17 protein-coding genes are annotated in these 18,180 nt (G+C 41.7%); 9 read left to right on the top strand and 8 right to left on the bottom strand.

The window, feature by feature from the left end:
• The first annotated feature begins 150 nt into the window (after window positions 1-150).
• The 4 genes from FEK29_RS00760 to FEK29_RS00745 are packed head-to-tail and all read left to right on the top strand — an operon-like array spanning window position 151 to window position 5,061.
• Window positions 151-1,581 (top strand): sensor histidine kinase, encoded by a 1,431-nt coding sequence (locus FEK29_RS00760; RefSeq protein WP_138256497.1) that lies wholly within the window; start codon window positions 151-153, stop codon window positions 1,579-1,581.
• A gap of 12 nt (window positions 1,582-1,593) precedes the next feature.
• Entirely contained in the window at window positions 1,594-2,376 is a 783-nt protein-coding gene (locus FEK29_RS00755) for an enoyl-CoA hydratase/isomerase family protein (protein ID WP_138256496.1), read from the top strand.
• Window positions 2,377-2,392: 16 nt separating this feature from the next.
• A complete protein-coding gene (locus FEK29_RS00750; RefSeq protein WP_138256495.1) occupies window positions 2,393-3,943 on the top strand; it encodes a hypothetical protein in 1,551 nt (516 codons plus the stop codon).
• A 47-nt stretch (window positions 3,944-3,990) separates the two neighbouring features.
• Complete coding sequence (locus FEK29_RS00745; protein ID WP_138256494.1) at window positions 3,991-5,061, top strand: PA0069 family radical SAM protein; 1,071 nt, start codon at window positions 3,991-3,993, stop codon at window positions 5,059-5,061.
• A 62-nt stretch (window positions 5,062-5,123) separates the two neighbouring features.
• Here the strand turns inward: FEK29_RS00745 and FEK29_RS00740 are convergent, their stop codons facing one another.
• Window positions 5,124-5,516 carry a winged helix-turn-helix transcriptional regulator gene (locus FEK29_RS00740; RefSeq protein ID WP_138256493.1) on the bottom strand — a complete coding sequence of 131 codons (393 nt, stop codon included), beginning with the start codon at window positions 5,514-5,516 and terminating at the stop codon, window positions 5,124-5,126.
• Window positions 5,517-5,621: 105 nt separating this feature from the next.
• Between FEK29_RS00740 and FEK29_RS00735 the strand changes: the two genes are divergently transcribed.
• Genes FEK29_RS00735 through FEK29_RS00720 form a run of 4 tightly spaced genes read left to right on the top strand, consistent with a single transcriptional unit; the run spans window position 5,622 to window position 8,307 of the window.
• Entirely contained in the window at window positions 5,622-6,203 is a 582-nt protein-coding gene (locus tag FEK29_RS00735; protein WP_138256492.1) for an NAD(P)H-dependent oxidoreductase, read from the top strand.
• A 10-nt stretch (window positions 6,204-6,213) separates the two neighbouring features.
• On the top strand, window positions 6,214-6,732 hold the full coding sequence (locus FEK29_RS00730) for a peroxiredoxin-like family protein (protein ID WP_138256491.1): 519 nt from the start codon (window positions 6,214-6,216) through the stop codon (window positions 6,730-6,732).
• A 9-nt stretch (window positions 6,733-6,741) separates the two neighbouring features.
• Complete coding sequence (locus tag FEK29_RS00725; protein WP_138256490.1) at window positions 6,742-7,167, top strand: hotdog fold thioesterase; 426 nt, start codon at window positions 6,742-6,744, stop codon at window positions 7,165-7,167.
• 6 nt (window positions 7,168-7,173) lie between these two features.
• The gene (locus tag FEK29_RS00720) at window positions 7,174-8,307 is read left to right on the top strand and encodes a low temperature requirement protein A (RefSeq protein ID WP_138256489.1); all 1,134 of its coding nucleotides are present in this window, start codon (window positions 7,174-7,176) and stop codon (window positions 8,305-8,307) included.
• A gap of 101 nt (window positions 8,308-8,408) precedes the next feature.
• On the opposite strand, the gene FEK29_RS00715 is transcribed toward FEK29_RS00720, so the two are convergent.
• From FEK29_RS00715 to FEK29_RS00690, 6 genes are all read right to left on the bottom strand, one after another.
• Window positions 8,409-10,160 (bottom strand): amidohydrolase, encoded by a 1,752-nt coding sequence (locus FEK29_RS00715; protein ID WP_138256488.1) that lies wholly within the window; start codon window positions 10,158-10,160, stop codon window positions 8,409-8,411.
• A 43-nt stretch (window positions 10,161-10,203) separates the two neighbouring features.
• The gene (locus FEK29_RS00710; RefSeq protein ID WP_138256487.1) at window positions 10,204-11,232 is read right to left on the bottom strand and encodes an alpha/beta hydrolase; all 1,029 of its coding nucleotides are present in this window, start codon (window positions 11,230-11,232) and stop codon (window positions 10,204-10,206) included.
• Window positions 11,233-11,242: 10 nt separating this feature from the next.
• Window positions 11,243-11,542, bottom strand: coding sequence for an AtuA-related protein (locus FEK29_RS00705; RefSeq protein WP_138256486.1), 300 nt, complete (start codon window positions 11,540-11,542; stop codon window positions 11,243-11,245).
• Between the two features lie 2 nt (window positions 11,543-11,544).
• A complete protein-coding gene (locus FEK29_RS00700) occupies window positions 11,545-12,882 on the bottom strand; it encodes an acyclic terpene utilization AtuA family protein (RefSeq protein ID WP_138256485.1) in 1,338 nt (445 codons plus the stop codon).
• Between the two features lies 1 nt (window position 12,883).
• On the bottom strand, window positions 12,884-14,167 hold the full coding sequence (locus tag FEK29_RS00695; protein WP_138256484.1) for a CitMHS family transporter: 1,284 nt from the start codon (window positions 14,165-14,167) through the stop codon (window positions 12,884-12,886).
• Window positions 14,168-14,285: 118 nt separating this feature from the next.
• The gene (locus FEK29_RS00690) at window positions 14,286-15,710 is read right to left on the bottom strand and encodes a Gfo/Idh/MocA family protein (RefSeq protein ID WP_138256483.1); all 1,425 of its coding nucleotides are present in this window, start codon (window positions 15,708-15,710) and stop codon (window positions 14,286-14,288) included.
• A 282-nt stretch (window positions 15,711-15,992) separates the two neighbouring features.
• Between FEK29_RS00690 and FEK29_RS00685 the strand changes: the two genes are divergently transcribed.
• Window positions 15,993-17,438, top strand: a complete 1,446-nt coding sequence (locus tag FEK29_RS00685) for a glycosyltransferase (RefSeq protein ID WP_138256482.1) — start codon at window positions 15,993-15,995, stop codon at window positions 17,436-17,438.
• Between the two features lie 55 nt (window positions 17,439-17,493).
• Here the strand turns inward: FEK29_RS00685 and FEK29_RS00680 are convergent, their stop codons facing one another.
• Complete coding sequence (locus FEK29_RS00680) at window positions 17,494-18,171, bottom strand: HD domain-containing protein (protein ID WP_138256481.1); 678 nt, start codon at window positions 18,169-18,171, stop codon at window positions 17,494-17,496.
• Window positions 18,172-18,180 lie beyond the last annotated feature (9 nt).

Here is an 18,180-nt window from a genome sequence, read left to right as displayed (position 1 = left end):
TTTGAATTTATTTTTTCCGTTTGGCTTTAACTTGAGATTTGCGCTTGAACTTGATTTTGAACCCGCTTTGGTGCGATATTTGCTAACTTTGAACGAAATGCCCAGCTTTTGTTAAGTAGATTTTCTTTACGGTCGCGCATCTTCGTATCAATGATATTATTGGTACTGATCGCTTCCGTGCTTATATTGGCCGTTACCATCTATCAGTTTAGGGAAATCAACAGGGATTACCATGAAAACAGAATGGAGCGGAAGGAAGAGCAGATTAGGCAGAGCATCGACTTGACCATTCAAAAGACCACCTATCCTGTCACTACGGAGAATCTTGGTCTCATTTTCAAGGAGGAAATTTATGAGATTGCCGTGGTGCAGAACATGAATTTCAACATTTATAGTTTGGAGGGTGAATTGATCAAAAGCTCACGACCAAAATTTGAGAACGACCCTATTTCCCTTTGTTTAGATCCGGAAATCCTAAATCAGCTCGATGCCAGCGTAGATAAAAGATATGTGGAGCGCAACAAGGCGGCCGGCGACCAGTACCAGGCTTCCTATACGTATATCGCAGACCGACAATTCAAGCCTATCGGGATTTTGAATCTGCCTTATTTTGAGGATAATTCATTCAATGACAAGGAGTTGAACGAGTTTTTGACCCGTTTGGGAGGGGTCTATTTTCTAATGTTCCTTTTGGCCATCGGACTGGCCTACTTCATTTCAAAATATATCACCAGGTCCCTGGAAACGATCAGTGATATGATGGAGCGTACGGACCTTACCCGCAGGAACGAGAAAATCCATTTGGAAAAGCCCGGGGAGGAAATAGAGAAATTGATTTCCTCCTATAATGCCATGATCGATGAATTAAGCCTGAGTGCGGCAAAATTGGCAAAAAGCGAGCGGGAACAGGCCTGGCGCGAAATGGCCAAGCAGGTGGCCCATGAAATTAAAAACCCTTTGACGCCCATGCGCCTGAGCGTTCAAAGTTTTCAGCGAAAGTTCGACCCCAACGACCCTGATATTGCCGAAAAGGTGACGGAATATTCCAAGACGCTTATTCAACAGATCGATACCATGAGCAGCATTGCTTCGGCCTTTTCAAGTTTTGCGGAAATGCCGGCGCAGCAGAACGAAACCCTCAACGTGGTAAAAATCGTGAAACTGGCCCTGGATATCTTCAATGAGGAGTACATCCACTTTATTGCCGAGGAAGAGGAAATCATCGCAAAATTGGATCGCACCCAGTTGATACGCGTGGTAACCAATTTGGTAAAGAATGCCATACAGGCCATACCGGAGGAACATGACTCCCCCAGGATTTTGGTTTCGGTTGCCGTAGACGGGGAAATGGTAAAAATTTCCGTGGCGGATAATGGCATCGGTATAGGAAAGGAAGTAGAAGACAAGATTTTCGAACCCAAGTTCACCACCAAGACTAGTGGAATGGGGCTGGGCCTAGGTATGGTTAAGAACATCGTGGAAACCTATAAAGGAACCATAAATTTCACGTCCCAACCCGGGAAAGGCACGGTTTTTTGTGTTAAATTCCCTAGGGTAGCAAGTATGAGAACCATAAAATAAAAAGCAAGGAATATGTCTTACGAAACGATACTCGTTACAATTGAAGAATCGGTTGCGACCATCACCATCAATCGGCCAAAAAAGTTAAATGCCTTGAACCGGGAGACCATTCAAGAACTGCATGAGGCCATAGCGGAACTTGAGGAGGATGCTGATGTAAAGGTGCTTATCATAACCGGTAGCGGTGATAAGGCCTTTGTGGCAGGTGCCGATATATCCGAGTTCGCCGATTTTTCGGTTAAAAAAGGAAAAAAATTGGCCGCCAAAGGGCAGGAACTGTTGTTCGACTTTGTGGAGAATCTTTCCAAACCGGTCATCGCCGCGGTAAACGGTTTTGCCTTGGGCGGCGGGTTGGAACTGGCCATGGCCTGTCATTTTAGGGTAGCAAGCGATAACGCAAAAATGGGCCTTCCAGAGGTGTCCCTTGGCGTGATTCCAGGTTATGGGGGTACCCAGCGCCTTCCCCAACTGGTAGGGAAGGGAAGGGCCATGGAAATGATTATGACAGCAGGAATGATTTCTGCTGATCAGGCAAAAAATTACGGCTTGGTAAACCATGTCGTACCCCAAGAGGAACTACTACCTTTATGCCACAAATTGGCCGAAAAGATCTGTAATAATTCCTCCGTCGCCATATCCCATGCAATAAAAGCGGTAAATGCGGGTTTTATGAATACTGTTAACGGCTACGAGCAGGAAATTGAGGCTTTTGGGGCATGTTTTGGAACGGATGATTTTGCGGAGGGGACCTCGGCATTTTTAGAAAAAAGAAAAGCTGATTTTCCGGGTTCGTAGGTAAAGCGAACCGACCATGTTTAGAAAAATTTTCCTAGTACTTTTTTTGGCGACCCTAAACCTTTCCGTTGCCCAAAAGGCCGATGTTGCGTATAACATTGGCGAAAAATATAATGACAAGTACAAGTATTCCAATCTATTGGCCATTGCGGACGATGGCCAGGGCGGAACGGTCATCGTTAGGGCCTACTACACGGGAATCGTGCTAAAACCAAAGGGGTATTTCATTGAACATTACAATGAGGATTTGGAACTGCTTTCCGAATTTAACTATAAGCTGAAAAATGCCAATTTTGTGGATGCCTATATCAAGAACGGTCAGGCATACTTACTTTTTCTGGAATACAATTACGACAGAATGGCCTATGAATATCAAGTTCATAGAAGTCCGTATACGGATTATCAGTTCACCAAGGAGACTATTTTGACCATCCCATCGGATCCCGTGGCGGAGCCGCTGGACAGGAATTACTACAATAGGAATTTCTCATCGGGGTTCACTACATCGGTGTTGTTTAACAATGAGAAATCGGCCTTTGCCATCACTACCCATTTTAAAAAGGGTAAGAACAACCAGCACTATATCCATGTTTTTGATGCCGGACTGAACAAATTGATGGAACATGATTTTTCGGCAGAAGTAGAGGAAAAAAATTACGCTTTTGAGACAATCACCTTCTCGGAAGACCTTAGCAATGTATACTTGGTAGGAAAGGCCTATTTCAAGAAAAAACGTTTCAATGCCACGGAGCGCAAGTTCCAATATGAAATGGTACGCGTTTCCAGTACTGGGGGTACAACGCAGTCGTTTTACACGCCGGGCAAGTTTCCAGAGGCCCTGAAACCTATTTTTAAGGGCAAGGAATTATTGTGTCTAGGTTTCTATGCCGATAGAAAAGATAACCGTTACAACGGTATCTCCTACTTTAAAATGAATCCGAATACCTTGGAAATCGAAAGTCAAAAGTTCAATCCGTTCTCAGAACAGTTCATGATGGACAAATTTGGTAGGGAAGACGATAAGACGTTGAAAAACTTGGTATTCAAAGGAATGAGCATAACATCCAAGGGTAATATTTTGTTTAATGCCGAAGAGTATTTCACCAGTACCAGTACCCAGGCAAACAGCAGTGGTGGTAGGGTGTTGGTCACCAGATATCACCACAACGACATTGTAAGTGCCAAACTGAGCGGGGAGGGCGACTTGATCTGGGCCAGAAACATCAACAAGACCGAAGTTACCCAAGGCGATGGGGCCTACGCCTCGTACAGTTCCCTCACCAAGGACGATACTACCTACTTTTTTATCAGTACCTCGTCCGAAAACCCACAGCAGTTAAGTGACGAACGCATCATGTTTAAACAGGGTTTGAGCAGGAACAGGAACGTGTTTTTGATCAAGTTGGATGAAAATGGCCGCATGAACTATGAAAAGGTCATCGACGATACCGATGCCCGCTTGCCCCTAATGGTTTCCAAACCCTATATTGACAAATTGCATGACGAGCTCCTATTCTATGCGAAACGCGGCTCCAAAAAACAATTGGTACAAGTAGCTGTTAAATAATCTCTTTTAATGGATTTATTCCATATTTTTGGAATAAATCCATTAAAATGAACAATTCCCCTATAAAAGGAAGAGGGGCACAGGAAAATACGCCCAACAAATTCCTTCAATATAGTTATGAGACTCGGGACGATTTTCTGGAGTTCTGCCGATTGGAAGGTGAGCCGGCGGATAAAAATAAAACCCAGTACATTCCTATTTTTCCAAAGACGATCGTCAACGAGGTAACGAGTCCCGATGTTGGGATGATGTATTCCATGAATCCCTATCAAGGGTGCGAACATGGCTGTGTCTATTGCTATGCAAGAAATAGCCACGAATACTGGGGCTACAGCGCCGGGTTGGATTTTGAACGAAAGATTCTCGTTAAAAAAGATGCCCCTAAATTGTTGGAGGCAAAGCTAAAAAGTACATCCTGGAAGGCGAGTACCATTGTTCTTTCCGGCAATACGGATTGCTATCAGCCTGCGGAAGAGGAATTCAAATTAACGCGGGCCTGTTTGGAGGTCTTTTTGAAATACCGGCATCCCGTGGGAATCATCACCAAAAATGCTTTGATTTTAAGGGATTTGGACCTTCTAAAGGAATTGAACAACTACGGACTGATTGGGGTGAATGTTTCTGTAACCTCATTAAGGGAGGAAACCCGGCGGATTTTGGAACCGAGAACCGCCTCCATTCCCAAAAGGCTGAAGGCTATAAAAGTTCTGTCCGATAACGGCATACCGGTCAATGCGATGTTGGCACCCATCATTCCGGGAATCAATAGCCATGAAATCATCGATTTGGCCAAAGCAGTTTCGGAAAATGGCGCAGTATCCTTCGCCTTTACGGTGGTGCGATTGAACGGTGCCATTGGCGGTATCTTTACCGATTGGATCCGCAAGACCCTACCCGATAGGGCGGACAAGGTACTCAACCAAATCAAGGAATGTCACGGAGGTACCCTAAACGATAGTCGCTTTGGGGTCCGGAGTAAGGGTGAAGGAAAAATCGCCACCCAAATCCACGATATGGTCAGGTTGGCCAAGCAGAAATACTTTAAGGACAAAAAGTTCCCGGTTTTTAATACCGAATTGCATGCGCAATACAAGACTGGACAATTGAGTCTTTTCTAAGGATTATGGAGAATAGGGTAATAGGAATTCTATATCTATATTGAACGAAAAGAACTTGTTTTTTACCTCAGTTCGTTGTTGTACGCTGGCTTTTTCCCATTTTCTATTATTCTACATTGTTCAAATTCCATTTCGGGATAAGCTTCATTTGCCCAATCACTTAGCATTCTTAAAACGGGCAAAAGTCCAACTGCTTTTTCGGTTAATGAATATTCAACTCTTGGTGGAATTTCAGCAAAAGACTGTCTTAAAAGTAGTCCATCGTTTTCTAATTCTTTCAGCTGATTAGTCAGCACCTTTTTTGAGATTGTAGGGATTAGAGTATTCAGCATTCCAAATCGCATGGAGCCATTAGATAGTAAGTATAAAATAATCGGTTTCCATTTATTGCCAATGATGTTCATTGTATGCACAAGGGAACAAGCATTCGGGTTGTCTATATATTTTCTTGCCATTGGTTACTTTTTGGTTACCACTATTTGTTCAAATCGAAACATTATAGTTTCTTTTTTAAACTAATATTAGTTTCTTTGCGAAACAAATATAATTAAAATTTTAAAATGAAAAATATTTTTATAATCAACGGTCATCAGAAATATCCATTTTCCGAAGGAAAATTAAACGCAACTTTAACTGAAAAAGCGGAAAACTACTTTAAGAGCAATGGTTACAATATCAAGAAAACGACAATGGAAGACAATTATGATGTCAATGAAGAAATCGAAAAATTCAAATGGGCAGATGTGGTCTTTTTTCAAACACCATTAAACTGGATGGGAGTAAGCTGGTCGTTTAAGAAATACATAGACGAAGTGTTTTCGATGGGTATGATGGGCGAAATGTCTGATGGTGATGGCAGAAGTAAAGAAGCACCGAAGAAGAATTACGGATTAGGTGGAAAGTTAAACGGAAAGTATATGATGTCTGTGACTGCAAATGCGCCTAAAGAAGCTTTTAATAATCCAGAGGAACTATTTTTTAATGGAATGAGTGAAGATGAGCTTTTAAAACCAATGCATCTTAATTTTAAATGGTTTGGTTTTGAACCATTGCCAACATTTATGGCATATGATGTCATGAAAAATCCAGAAATAGAGAATGATTTTATTCGTTTTGAAAATCATTTGAAAGCAAACTTTTAAAGTATTAATTATGAATAGACCAACGCCAAAACAGACAGCACCAGATTTACAATTTCCATTATTGGATGGAAATCAATGGCATTTAGAAGACCAAAAACCAGACAATTTTACTTTAGTTGTTTTTTATCGAGGCTTACATTGTCCTATTTGTAAAAAGTACTTACAACAGTTACAAGAATTGTTGCCTGAATTTGAGCAAAGAGGCGGTAATGTCGTAGCAGTAAGTATGGATACTGAAAAGAGAGCAAGACTTTCTCGTCAAAAGTGGGAATTGCCTAATCTTACTTTAGGTCATAGCTTATCAGAACAAACAGCAAGAGATTGGGCTTTGTATTTAAGTGCAGGTGTAAAAGATGGTGAACCAAGTGAGTTTAGTGAACCAGGATTATTTTTAATCGACAATAATAACCAAGTTTATTATTCAGCTATAAACAGTAACCCTTGGGGAAGACCATATTTGCCTTCTTTTGTAAAAGCAGTAGATTACATTGTTACGGCACATTATCCAGCTCGTGGAGAAATGTTATAACTCTACATTATGAATGCAACAACAAAAGAAAGACTGATTCGCCTTGCAGAAGAGGAAATTCCAATTCATAAACATTTTGGTTTAAAAGTTGATACCGTTGAAAAGGATTTCATAAGAGTACGAGTGCCTTTTAGAAAAGATTTGGTTGGAGATATCCGAACCAATCATTGGCATGGAGGAATTATTGCTACAATTTTAGATTCCGTTGGTGGTGCTATTGGCATTGCTAATTTCAATTCGCCAGAAGATAAACTATCAACAATAGACTTGAGAGTAGATTATTTGAGATTTGCAGATGGAAAAGATTTAATTTTTGAAGGGAAGTTGGTCAGAATGGGAAACCGAATTATGGTGACCAAAATGAAAGCTTTTCAGGAGAAAATATTAATAGCAGAAGGTAAAGGAGTATATAATTTTATACGTGCTAAAAATTAGTTTCTATTGAAGAAAACGTTTAAATATTTAGATCAACATCGTCATGCTACCTGGTTGGAGCTTTTTTTTGATTTGGTTTTTGTGTCCAGTATAGGCATTGTTACGCATCAACTTGCACATACCCATCATAATCATATAGATCCTAATCAAATTTGGATGTTCCCTCTACAATTCCTGTCGATTTGGTGGATTTGGACACTACATACCTTATTCGCTAATCGTTTTGATACAGACAGTAGATACCATAGAATTTCAAGTTTGGCTATTATGTTTTTAATGATAACCATGACGGCATTTCTAGGTAGTGATTTATTTGAAAACTATGCGTTGTTTATTGGGTTTTATGCAGTTATTCAAATAATTATTGCAGGTTTGTATATTAATTCTATTAAAGCACTTAATGAGTCAAAAGAGTATGCTAATAAATGCGGATTAATAATAATTATTGGAACAATTATTACTGGCACCTCATTTCTTTTACCTGATCCTTACAAAGAAATTATCTTAGTTTTAGGAATTGTCTTTGAAATGATAGCTTTTATCCTTGCAAGCAAAAACAGTAATGTACCTACAGTACATAAAGAGCATTTAGTTGAAAGAATTGGTCTTCTTTCCATTATACTCTTGGGTGAATCTATTATTAGTTTAACAACAGCCTTAAGAGATATTAATTGGGATGCATTGAGTGTCATTGCTGCCGTAACTGGATTTATAATGATAGGATTAATCTGGTGGATTTATTATGATAGCTTTCATGTAATGGAAAGATTAAAAGCAATGAAAAATGGTTTTACTCTTATTTATTCTCACTTCTTTCTTGCCATGGGGTTTGTAATATTAGCGAATGTCATCAAACATGCTATTTTGAATGATTTATACCAAAACGATTTTAGGGTACTGGCAATAGTAGGAATGTGTTTCTTTTATTTAGGAAAACAAACCATATACTTTAAATTTTTACCACCTTTCAGAAAACCAATAGTTATCAATACACTTATTTGTGTTTTTATAACAGTGGGTTCAACGTTCCTTCCAAAAATAGAATATGCACTTATAGGAATAACAATTGGAATGTTATACTACACAATAGGTAATTTTAAATTTACATTGACAAAGGACGTGTCGAGGTTTTTGGATTAATAATGATTTGAAATAGTCTTTTAGCTTGCGTACAACGCCGCGCTATGAGGAGTCCGGCGAAATTTATAGAAATATAGTGAAAACCTGTTACGATGATTCCGTTATCTGGCAGCTTTTGTGTAAACCACCTGCCCATTAAAAATGGTCATTTCCACCTGGGTGTCCAATAAATTATCTTCTGGTACGGTCATTAGATTTTGGTCAAAAATGGTAAAGTCGGCCAGTTTTCCTTCGGTAATGGAACCTTTAATGCCTTCTTCAAAGGCACCATAGGCGGCATCGAGGGTATAGGATCGTAATGCTTGTTCCCGGGTCATTTTCTGTCCAGGTTCATAGCCTCCTTCAGGGTTCCCTTCTAGGGTTTTCCGTGTAACACTGGCATAATAGCTGGCAATAGGGTTCAGGGGTTCTACGGGAACATCTGTACCGTTAACTACCGGAATCCCACTTTTTAACAGGGCTTGCCACATATAGGCACCCTCCTTGATACGTTTTTCTCCCAAACGGTCTATCGCCCACGGACGATCAGAGGACAAGTGAATGGCCTGCATGGCGGGTATGACCCCAAGTTCCGCAAACCTTGGAATGTCGTCCGGGTGTAGGTGTTGGGCATGTTCAATCCGAAATCTATTGTCATTGACCATCTGCGGTTTTTCCTTAAAAGCCGCTTCGTACCGGTCCAAAATTTCCCGATTGGCGCGATCCCCAATGGCGTGGGAACACATTTGAAAGCCATGTTCCAGACCCTTTAGGGACGTTTCCTTCACAAATTCCATGGGCAAGGTCTCATGACCAAAATGATCGGGCCGATCCGAGTAGGGTTCCAACAACCAGGCCCCTCTAGATCCCAAGGCCCCATCACAATTCAGTTTAATGGAACGTATCGTAAAAAGATGTTCAGGATCTACGCTGGGTCCCTTTTCATACCATTCGTTGAGTAGTTCTTTGTCCCAACCCGTCAGCATGGCGTACATACGTATGCCCATTTTACCTTCGGCTTTCATGTTGTTGTAAAGTGCGATGGTTTCCCTCCCAATACCGGCGTCGTGGAAACCGGTAATACCATTTCGGTGACAGGCCGCTACGGCCAATTCAAAGGCCTGAATGTCTTTTTCCGGAGTATTTTCCGGGATGTGTTGGGTGATAAGGGTCATTGCGCGCTCGTTAAAAACCCCTGTTGGGAGGCCCAAATCATCCACGATGACCTCGCCACCTTCCACGGAAAGGGCGTCCATGTTTTCGGTGCCCATCAATTGAAGTCCGGCCAATTCCATTGCTTTAGCATTGGCAAAACCGGCATGTCCGCTGGCATGTCTTAGGTAGACAGGGTTATCTGGTGAAACGGCACTGAGTGCTTCATGGGTGGGGAAACCCAAAACGCTGTTTTCAGGGAGTTGGTCCCATTTGCTTTGGTGCCAGCCCCGTCCCGTAATCCACTCACCGGGTTGTGCTTTTTGGACCGCATCGGCAACGGCATCGATAATTTCCTGAAAGCTTTTGGTGTTGATAAGGTCGAGATTAAGTTCATTGTAGCCGAGACCCATAAAATGTCCGTGCCCTTCGATCAGTCCGGGTGTCATGGTCTTACCCTCCAAATCGATTACTTGGGTTTCTGGGCCTTTTAGTTTTTCGGCATTTTCCAAACTACCGGAAAACAGGATTTTGTTATCAAGGGTGACCACGGCTTCCACCACGGGATTCAGGGAATCCATGGTGTAAATGGGGCCACCGTGGATTAATAGGGTGCCGGTTTGTTTCTTTTCGGTTGTACAAGAAAGTACGACCAGGGCAATGATGGCATAGCTGATAAGGACAATCCGTTTTTGAAAGGCAAGCAACAATAGTTTTCTCATGATAGTCAAATTAGTTAATCGGTTGGTTATCAACCTACATGTATTATTCAAAATCAAGATAATAATCAAAGAAAGGTAACATTTGTTGCGGAATTCGGCCATCTTCTGTATAGATATTGTTCGTATGGTTGCCAATATATTCTTCGGCAAAATGTTTTACACCTACGTTTTCCAAGCGCTGACTGAACATTTTACATTGTATGGTAAAACGTTCCCCGGCATTTCTTCCCCAATCGAATTTTATGGCCCTAAGCGCATTGAGATTTTCCATATATTCATCGATCATATGAACGGGCATTTCGGAATACCATTTTTGTAGCACTTCGGGATTGGCAGCAATTTCGTCATTTACATATTCAAAAGGTAAATCAAAATAAAATGGCGGTTTATTGGGGTTTGGGGACCATGACCTTCCGAACGCCATAATGACTTTTCCAAAATAGGATTTTGAAAGATCTTCTATGGTTTTCATTTTGGAAAATTCAACATAAGTATTGCTGTTCGGTCCATATTCCCTTACAATGGTCAGTGCTCCAGGACTCAGCGCATAAACGGTTTGAAAAATATCCGGGTGTTTCATGGCGATTTTTAAAGCACCGTATCCCCCCATACTATGTCCGGTAATTCCTCGGCTACCGGGTTTGGCCAAGGTTCGATAGTTCTTATCCATATAAGAGACCAAATCATAGGCGGTAAAATCTTCCCAGTTTCCAAAAACTCCCGTGTTCGAGTAAAAGCTTCCGTCATAGGTGGTCCGCTGATCGGGTATTACAAGAATAAAGGGGTCAATCTTTTCGGCAGCGATGGCATAATCCAAAAGGTCTTTCATGTAATCCATTAGACTATTGTCGTTCAAAAAACCGTGTAAAAAATAGATTACGGGATATCTGGTTTCTGAACCGTCATAATTTGGTGGCAAATAAACGGACACCTTTCTGGTTGGGTTCTCGCCGAAATCATTCTCCAGGTTCTTCGAATAAATAGAGTCTAAGACCACTTTTCCTTGGAATACCTCTTGAGCGGATAGCAAACCTGTTAGCGATAGAAATACAATGACCAATATTTTTTTCATAATCTGTGTTTTAAAAAGGTATGTCCATTAGATAGGCCCCAAGCGTTTTTCCGTGTTTGTCCAGGGAGGTTGACGAAGTCACCCCACCTCCAAGGGCATCGTGCATTACAAAATTAAGAGCGCCAAGTTGAGGTAAATCATATCTTTTGACCTTACCCAGTACCTGTTTCCCAAACCATTTCTTAATAAATTCCGGAGTTAATTTTTCCGAAACCATACTAAAATGTTTTGGATCATAGACGGTAACCGAAACATTACTGATGTTTCCTTTGTCCCCGGTTCTCACATGGGCAATTTCCCATAGTTTCATGGCTATGTAGTTTTATAAAGTACGTTAATTTCAAAATCATCCTTGGGAACTAAAATGGAGACAATGGAAATAATCTCATCCACCTTTTTTGTAGCTCCGCCCCCACCATAAGGCCCATTGGTGTATAAGGTTTCTACTTCATTGGCAATGAACTGGGCCTCTTCTTTCGTGTTTGTTTTCCCTGCTACCCTTAATCGAACTTCATTGATATCTTCTGGCATGGCACCTTTATCAAATAAGGAATTTATACCGATAAGATCACATCGTACTTCTGAGATAGGGAAGGACAGGTTTTCCAACCTTTTTTCTACGATTTCTTTTGCCAAAAGGGCACGGGCAATACAATTGGGACCTCCGTAACTTATTTGGCCCTCACCTATGAATCCATTAAGGTAACCAACGCTTACTTTATAAGTTTCCGTGGCCGGTTTTCCTGAGGCACCGGAAAATCCAATGCTATCTTTTTGTATCTCTTTGAAGGTCACTTTAGAAAAATCAGCCGTGCAATCCGGTGTTAGGTAGTTTTCCGGATCATGGATTTCATACAGTAATTGTTCTGTGCAGGTGGCCGTGGTGACCATGCCCCCAGCCTCTTCCAATTTAGTGACAAAACCCTCACCAGCCTCGTTGACTTCTACTATGGGAAATCCCAATTTCCACAGATTGGGAACTTCCTTCACCCCGGGATCCGCAAAATAACCTCCGGTGACTTGTCCGGCACATTCCAATAAATGGCCTATCATGGTTCCGATACCCATTTTTTCCCAATCTGTTTTTTCCCATCCAAATTCATAAAGCAAGGGTGCCAGGAATAGGGAAGGGTCGGCAACCCTGCCCGTGATGATAATGTCCGCATCGTTTCTTAAAGCCTCAAGAATACCATCAGAACCCAAATAGGCGTTTGCCGATAATAAATTCTTATTTATTTCGGATAATGGCTTACCAGTTTCAATAACCGTGTTGGAAGTGTAGTTATGGATTTTATCCGTAATGTCATCCCCGAGAACCGCAGCTACTTTCAGATTTTTAAGTCCCAATGTAGTAGCCAATTTTGCAACCTCTTCCATGGCTTTTATTGGATTGGCTGCGCCCATATTGGTAATGACCTTGATTTTGTATTTATGGGCCAATGGAAGGACTTTTTCCATGCGATAGAGAAGAAGGTCATTATAGCCTTTTTCAGGATCGGACTTTTTGGCTTTTTGGGCCAGGGCGATGGTTCTTTCCGCAAGGCCTTCAAAACAGATATAATCTAGATGGCCATGCTTCATTAATTCAAGGGCCGGTTCCAAACGATCTCCGGCATACCCAGCTCCGCTTCCTATTCTAATCTTTTTCATGCTACCAGCTTATTGCTCCAATCATTAGGGATAAAACTAAGATAACCATGGTCACCAAAAATGCCAATGGTATGGTTTTTTTCTGATGATCCCCCAATTCTATGCCCGTGAGTCCAATTAATAGATATGTAGAGCCCGTAAGCGGACTTACCGGAAACCCTGTCGTCATTTGACCGATAATCGAGGCCCTTCCTACCTCAATGGCCTCCACACCAAAGTGGGATGCCGTGGTGGACAATAAGGGCAGTATTCCAAAATAATAGGAATCCGGATCAAACAACAGACTGGCAGGCATGGATAATACACCGGTTATGACGGCCAAGTGACTACCTATGGTATCTGGAATGTAGGTTACTGCACTTTCTGCCATGGCATTTATCATCCCTGAACCTTTTAATATTCCCGTAAAACATCCTGCAGCAAATAATATACTGGCCATTAAAAGAGCTGCCTTTGCATGTGCGTTGATTCGCTCGCCCTGCTCCTTTGGATTTGGGTAATTTACTAGTAAGGATATAGAAAACGCTATCATAAAAATAATATGCGGCGGGGCGATTCCACTGATCAAAACTCCCACTGCGACCAATACAAGGGCAATATTGAAATAATATAGCCTTGGGCGTTCCAGTTTGGTATCTGTTTCTTGTTCCAGTGCTATGACATCAATATCAGCACCTATATTCATACGTTCCCTTTTGCCAAGAATATAGGCGATAGCCAAAACGGTCAAAAGGCCTCCAATAACGGGAATCAATAATGGGTTAAATAATTCGGTAACGTTTACCTCCAAAGCTGTGGCTGCCCGTATGGTTGGTCCACCCCAAGGTAGGATATTCATTGTGCCCGCGGCCAACGCGGCTATGGTGGCCAAGTTGGTTCTCTTCATTTGTAAAGTGTCATACAAAGGAAGGAGTGCCGGAATGGTCACCAAAAACGTTACGGCGCCCGAGCCATCCAAATGAACGGCCATGGCCAATAATGCGGTAGCCACGGCAACCCGGGACGGATTGTTCCCGGCAAATTTCAGTAGGGCCCTTATAAGGGGTTTAAAGGTTCCCGCATCGGTCAATATACCAAAGAATAGAATGGCAAAAATGAACATGACCCCAGTGGGAGCGATGGACTTTAAACCATCGGTTATAAAAGTTGCTATTTCCGTAGTAAAACCACCCAAAAGGGCCGTTATGATGGGAACTATAATCAGGGCAACCACAGCAGCCATTTTCTTGCTCATGACAAGAAACAAAAGAGCAACTATGGTTAAAAGACCCAGCCAGGCAAGCATGTAAGATTAAGTATTAAGTTGGTTTACGTTTTTAAATATAGGCATTTGGACCGTTTAAAAAGTAAAAGGCCAGGAATTAGACCCTAGCCCTTATATTCATTTTTTGATTATAAGCTGCTTAGCTTAATTCCCATCCCTTTCGGTAACTTCCTTTTACCCATTCGTTCGCTTTTTCCCAATTGGTTACGAGCATGTTGTCGCCATCCCAAAGGATTTTTCGTCGACCTGGATATTCAAAAGGGTCCCAGTCTCCCAATTTTTTGCCTTCCTTCAGTTTCTTATATTGGAAGGCCTTAATGGCCAAATTACCCATGAGAACTGCTTCTGTCAAAGGTCCGGAGCGTTCAAAGTCAGAAGAGGTTTCCACTCCTTCCAAACATCCTTCCACAAAATTTCTTTGGTGGCCGCCCGTATCCCCAGGAATACGTTTTAAATAGGGTTTTGGAGGTGTCAACAATTCCATGGTCGTTGAGGGCAATAATCGTGCGTTTCTAGAATAGGTATCACAGACCAAAATTCCTCGGGTACCGTAGAAAATGCTTCCACCACCGTTATCTCCAATCGTTTCTCCATCCTTCAATTCATCCGGTAAATCAGGGAGTAATCCACCATCATACCAGTTCAAGGCGATATCGCCATGTTCTGGCGTGTTGAATTTTAATCGTACAATGGACGAAGCAGGACAGGATTCGCTGTAATCTGCCTCCACAAAATCACCCACCCAATTCGTGGTGCAACTTGCTTCGGCTTCGGTTGGATAACCAAGTCCCAAAACACTAAATGGGGTTTCCATAATGTGACAGCCCATATCGCCCAAGGCACCTGTTCCAAAATCCCAAAAACCTCTCCATTTAAAGGGTAGATAGGCATCATTATAATCCCTCATTTGGGCGGTGCCCAACCAAAGGTCCCAATCCAGACCCTTGGGAATACGGTCTTTTCCTTGGGGAACGGGAACACCCTGTGGCCAAACGGGTCGGTTTGTCCAACAATCTACCTTATACACTTTTCCAATAATTCCGGAATCTATCCATTCCTTGGCTTCGCGACTGCCATCACTGGAAGCGCCTTGGTTTCCCATTTGTGTAACGATTCCGTTTTCCCTGGCCACTTGGGTCATTAATCGCGCCTCATTGATATTGTGGGTCAACGGTTTTTCAACATAGGCATGCTTTTTTGCCCTCATAAAAGGCAGGGCAATAGATGCATGCATATGGTCCGGTGTGGCTACCATAATGGCATCCATATCGTTCAGATGCTTGTCATAGACAGTTCTAAAATCCTTATACCTTTTAACATCGGGGAAATTGGCATAGGTTTCCGCTGCCCTTCTATCATCGACATCGCAAAAGGAAACAAATTTCACTTTTTGAGTTTCATTGAGCCCCTGGATTACACCGGCCCCACGTCCACCAACACCAAATGCACCCAAATAAAGGGTATCACTTGGAGGCACATGGGTTTTTCCCATTACAAAACTGGGAACAATACTAAATGCGGTCGAGGCAGCAACCGTATTTTTTATAAACTTTCTTCTTTGCATGATAAAATAAAATTTGACTGAGCTAGGAAGGTACAAAAAATTGACTTTTTATATAAACCAATCGGATTTTATTAAACCAATAAAATTTAGTCTTTAATTTTTAGGTATTCACAATGCAACCAAGTAGGATTTCAATGTTGTGGATGTCGTTTAAATAAGGCGAAAACCATCACAGATTCTTAGCTAAAAGTTAAAGAATCCCATTTTGCATAAATATATCATAATGGATAATCCATAAGGGGTTTGTAGCCGTATAACAACAAGAACAAATCAAGAACACAAATGAAATCTGAAAATACTTTTACACCTGAATTGAACGCTACCAAACAGTCCGATACCAGACCGAGTATCAAGAACGGATTCTTATTGAAAACCAGACTCCAATCCTTTATCCAAAATGCCAATGCATGGGGGGTCTTTGTAATGGGTAGCACCTTTGTCCTTATGATCGCTTCCATCTATGTAATGTATGTGTTGCAGTCCGATTACGACCAGTTTAATCAAGACCGATTGAGTACTACTTTTGGTATGATTTTTATGGTCATCGCTACCGGACTCTTTGCTTTTAAAGCCGGATTTTTTGTCTATACCTTGTACCGATATTTTCGTTATAAGGCAATAGAATCCGTATCCAATGAGGAATTGCCCACATGTACCGTAATCGTTCCTGCGTATAATGAGGGAAAACAGGTATACGCCACTTTGATCAGCCTGGCGAACAGTGATTACCCTGTTGAAAAACTACAATTGCTATCCATTGATGATGGCAGTAAGGACGATACTTGGAATTGGATGCAGGAAGCCAAAAGAGTTCTAGGGGATAGGGTCGTTATCTACCAACAACCTAAGAATATGGGTAAAAGACATGCATTGTACCGCGGATTCAACGAGGGAACTGGAGAGGTTTTCGTAACCGTGGATAGTGATTCCATCGTTAAAAAGGACACGCTTAGGAATTTGGTAAGTCCGTTCGTGACGAATGAGAAATGTGGGGCGGTAGCGGGCAACATTAGAGTGTTGAATAATGAAAAGGCTTTAATTCCAAAGATGTTGGACGTGAGCTTTGTGTTGAGTTTTGAATTTGTAAGATCTGCGGAAAGTAGCTTAAATTCTGTGTTGTGTACTCCGGGAGCATTGGCCGCATATAGAAGGACCGCTGTATTCGCCTGTCTGGATGCCTGGATAAACCAGACCTTTATGGGACAACCTTCGGACATAGGCGAGGACAGGGCCATGACCAATATGATTTTGAAGCAGGGGTACCATGTGCTATTTCAAAGAAATGCCTATGCCTATACCAATGTTCCCGAAAAATATAAGGGGCTTTACAAGATGTTCATCCGTTGGGGTAGGAGCAATGTTAGGGAGAATATAGAAATGTCCAAGTATGTTTTTACAAACTTTAGGGAAGGTTCCAAAGCGGGCACTAGACTATTGTTTTTTAGCCAGGCGACCAAGATTGTAATGAGTTATCCTTTCTTGTTGTTCATGTTGTACTTTGTGGTAACACATCCGCTGTTGTTTGTAGCATCCACACTAACAAGCATTTTGGTTTTGTCCACATTCCCGGTCATATTCTATGCAAAGCGATATAATTTCATGGAATCCTTTTGGGCCTATTCGTATAGTGTTATGTACACCTTTGGGTTGTTTTGGATTACCCCATATGCCATAGCCACAGCCAACAGAAGAGGATGGTTGACCCGCGGTTTGGCAGAAAAGAAATAAGTAATAGAGAATTTGAGGATATTTGGAAAGGAGCCCGTCTTAACGGGCTCCTTTTTTATGGATTGGACTTCGCCGATAATGGATTCCATTCTTTATAAAACTGCTCAAGGTAGTCTAACATGTATTGATGCCTCTCAGCTGCCAGTTTTTTCCCGGTTTCAGTATTCATTTTATCCTTCAGAAGAAGCAATTTTTCATAAAAATGATTGATAGTGGGCGCCTTGGATTTTTTGTATGCTTCCTTGGTCAGCTTTAGATTGGGTGGAATGTCAGGATTGTAGAGTTCCCTATTTTTAAATCCGCCATAATTGAAAGCCCTTGCTATACCAATGGCCCCAATGGCATCCAAACGGTCAGCATCCTGTACTACCTGTAGTTCCTTTGAAACGAATGCTTTCTTTTTGGAAGTACCTAAGCTGTTTTTAAAGGAAATATGTTTAATGATTTTTACGACATGACCAACGACCTTTTTTTTGACCTTTAGCGATTGTAGAAAATCCGAAGCCATTTGCGGACCCATGTTTTCATCGCCATCGTGAAATTTTGCATCGGCTATATCATGCAAAAGGGCCCCAAGGCTTACCACAAGAATGTCCACATCCTCGTCCTTGGCAATGAACATCGCATTTTGGAACACCCGTTTAATATGGAACCAGTCATGTCCGCCTTCCGCATTTTGTAACGTTTCCTTGACAAAGGTTATGGTCTCCTCAACGATTTCCGTATTGCTCATTTAAAAGGG

It is taken from the genome of Maribacter aurantiacus (assembly GCF_005780245.1).
Taxonomy (GTDB): domain Bacteria; phylum Bacteroidota; class Bacteroidia; order Flavobacteriales; family Flavobacteriaceae; genus Maribacter; species Maribacter flavus.
The sequence above is the reverse complement of the archived record's forward strand: the minus strand, read 5'-3'. Positions and strand labels throughout refer to the sequence as shown.

What these genes read in the sequence shown, in the direction of transcription:
- FEK29_RS00745 (WP_138256494.1), top strand. Translation starts at nt 3,991, where the DNA reads ATGAACAATTCCCCTATAAAAGGAAGAGGGGCACAGGAAAATACGCCC.
- FEK29_RS00730 (WP_138256491.1), top strand. Translation starts at nt 6,214, where the DNA reads ATGAATAGACCAACGCCAAAACAGACAGCACCAGATTTACAATTTCCA.
- FEK29_RS00715 (WP_138256488.1), bottom strand. Translation starts at nt 10,160, where the DNA reads ATGAGAAAACTATTGTTGCTTGCCTTTCAAAAACGGATTGTCCTTATC.
- FEK29_RS00750 (WP_138256495.1), top strand. Translation starts at nt 2,393, where the DNA reads ATGTTTAGAAAAATTTTCCTAGTACTTTTTTTGGCGACCCTAAACCTT.
- FEK29_RS00705 (WP_138256486.1), bottom strand. Translation starts at nt 11,542, where the DNA reads ATGAAACTATGGGAAATTGCCCATGTGAGAACCGGGGACAAAGGAAAC.
- FEK29_RS00680 (WP_138256481.1), bottom strand. Translation starts at nt 18,171, where the DNA reads ATGAGCAATACGGAAATCGTTGAGGAGACCATAACCTTTGTCAAGGAA.
- FEK29_RS00695 (WP_138256484.1), bottom strand. Translation starts at nt 14,167, where the DNA reads ATGCTTGCCTGGCTGGGTCTTTTAACCATAGTTGCTCTTTTGTTTCTT.
- FEK29_RS00710 (WP_138256487.1), bottom strand. Translation starts at nt 11,232, where the DNA reads ATGAAAAAAATATTGGTCATTGTATTTCTATCGCTAACAGGTTTGCTA.
- FEK29_RS00740 (WP_138256493.1), bottom strand. Translation starts at nt 5,516, where the DNA reads ATGGCAAGAAAATATATAGACAACCCGAATGCTTGTTCCCTTGTGCAT.
- FEK29_RS00760 (WP_138256497.1), top strand. Translation starts at nt 151, where the DNA reads ATGATATTATTGGTACTGATCGCTTCCGTGCTTATATTGGCCGTTACC.
- FEK29_RS00735 (WP_138256492.1), top strand. Translation starts at nt 5,622, where the DNA reads ATGAAAAATATTTTTATAATCAACGGTCATCAGAAATATCCATTTTCC.
- FEK29_RS00700 (WP_138256485.1), bottom strand. Translation starts at nt 12,882, where the DNA reads ATGAAAAAGATTAGAATAGGAAGCGGAGCTGGGTATGCCGGAGATCGT.
- FEK29_RS00685 (WP_138256482.1), top strand. Translation starts at nt 15,993, where the DNA reads ATGAAATCTGAAAATACTTTTACACCTGAATTGAACGCTACCAAACAG.
- FEK29_RS00690 (WP_138256483.1), bottom strand. Translation starts at nt 15,710, where the DNA reads ATGCAAAGAAGAAAGTTTATAAAAAATACGGTTGCTGCCTCGACCGCA.
- FEK29_RS00755 (WP_138256496.1), top strand. Translation starts at nt 1,594, where the DNA reads ATGTCTTACGAAACGATACTCGTTACAATTGAAGAATCGGTTGCGACC.
- FEK29_RS00725 (WP_138256490.1), top strand. Translation starts at nt 6,742, where the DNA reads ATGAATGCAACAACAAAAGAAAGACTGATTCGCCTTGCAGAAGAGGAA.